The organism is Microbacterium sp., assembly GCF_049661145.1.
In the GTDB taxonomy this organism is placed as follows: domain Bacteria; phylum Actinomycetota; class Actinomycetes; order Actinomycetales; family Microbacteriaceae; genus Microbacterium.
In genome coordinates this window covers 1-1,868 of sequence record NZ_JBASZT010000344.1, presented here as the reverse complement: position 1 = coordinate 1,868, position 1,868 = coordinate 1, and the positions used below count along the sequence as shown (strand labels likewise).

Here is a 1,868-nt window from a genome sequence, read left to right as displayed (position 1 = left end):
ACGTTTCGACCGAGCCGCTACGTTTCGACCGGACGAATCATGGCGGCTCGGTCGTTTCGTAGCGGCTCGGCGTCGCTGGGGTGGCGGCAAGGGGGGCGCAAGCAGCGCAGCACGGGGCGTATGCTGGTCGGCTCGGCGTTGGACTCGGCGCGAGCGGAGGGACCACCGTGGGCTTCATCGACATCGCCGCCGTCTCGTTCGTGCTGCCCGACGGACGGCCACTGCTCGACGAGGTGACCTTTCGGGTCACCGAAGGCAAGACGACCGCGCTCATCGGACAGAACGGCGCCGGCAAGACGACGCTGCTGCGCATCATCCGCGGCGAACTCGCGCCCCGGTCGGGTGTCGTCTCGATCGACGGCGGCCTCGGCGTGATGGATCAGTTCGTCGGCCACGGCTCGGCCGGGCAGACCGTGCACGACCTGCTCATCGCGGTGGCGCCCACCCGCATCGGCGTTGCAGCGCGTGAGCTGGAGGATGCCGAGAATGCGATCATCGAGCGCGACGATCTCGACAGTCAGATGCGGTACGCGGCGGCGCTCGCCGACTACGCCGAGGCCGGCGGCTACGACTACGAGACCGTCTGGGACACGTGCACGGTCGCTGCCCTCGGCATCCCGTTCACACGCGCGCGGTATCGGGAGCTGACGACGCTGTCCGGCGGCGAGCAGAAGCGGTTGGCGCTGGAGGCGCTGCTGCGCGGCCCCGATCAGGTGCTGCTGCTGGACGAGCCCGACAACTACCTCGACGTTCCCGGGAAACGGTGGCTCGAGGAGCGGCTGCGCGAGACGCCGAAGACGGTGCTGCTCGTCTCGCACGACCGGGAACTGCTCGCCCGCGCCGCCGATCGCATCGTCACGCTCGAGGCCGGCGGTGCCGGCAGCACTGCGTGGGTGCACGGCGGCGGCTTCGCCAGCTATCACGCCGCTCGCGAGGACCGGATGGCCCGACTCGATGAGCTGCGGCGACGGTGGGACGAGCAGCACGCGAAGCTCCGCGCCCTCGTCGCCGACCTCAAGGTGAAGGCCGCCGCCAACGACGGCTTCGCGTCGCGGTATCGGGCGGCTCAAACCCGGCTGCGCAAGTTCGAGGAGGTCGGCCCGCCCGAGGAGCGCCCTCCCGGGCAGGACCTCGAGCTGCGCCTTCGCGGTGCGCGCACCGGCAAGCGCGCCGTCGTCGCCGAGGGGCTGGAGCTCACCGGACTCATGCGGCCGTTCGACCTCGAGGTGTGGTTCGGCGATCGCGTCGCGGTGCTGGGGTCCAACGGGTCGGGCAAGTCGCACTTCCTGCGGCTGCTGGCTCGCGGCGGCACCGATCCCGACGCGCGTCTCGGGCACGTCACGGAGGTGGGCGTCGCGCTCGACGAGGTCGCCCACAGCGGGCGCGCCGTGCTGGGCGCCCGGGTGCGACCCGGGTGGTTCGCGCAGACCCATCGGCATCCGGAGTTCACGGGGCGAACGCTCCTCGACATCCTCCATCGCGGCGACGACCGTCGGCCCGGCATGCCGCGGGATGCCGCGTCGTCGGCACTCGACCGCTACGGACTCGTCCGCCAGGCCGAGCAGACGTTCGACAGCCTGTCCGGCGGTCAGCAGGCGCGGTTCCAGGTGCTGCTGCTCGAACTGTCGGGCGCGACCCTGCTCCTGCTCGACGAGCCCACCGACAACCTCGACCTCGTCTCGGCCGAGGCGCTCGAGGACGCCCTGCGGCGGTTCGAGGGAACCGTCCTGGCGGTCACCCACGACCGCTGGTTCGCCCGCTCGTTCGACCGGTTCGTCGTGTTCGGCGCGGACGGCCGGGTCGTCGAGACCGACCAGCCGGTGTGGGACGAAGCGCGGGTGGCGCGGCCGCGCTGACCTGGCGTGCCG

The 1,868-nt window shown here is 71.7% G+C and carries 1 protein-coding gene; it reads left to right on the top strand.

All coding sequences use genetic code 11. The annotated features are described in order from the left end of the window. Nucleotides 1–167 precede the first annotated feature (167 nt). Nucleotides 168–1,856, top strand: coding sequence for an ABC-F family ATP-binding cassette domain-containing protein (locus WBP48_RS14315; protein WP_424441428.1), 1,689 nt, complete (start codon nt 168–170; stop codon nt 1,854–1,856). Nucleotides 1,857–1,868: the final 12 nt, after the last annotated feature.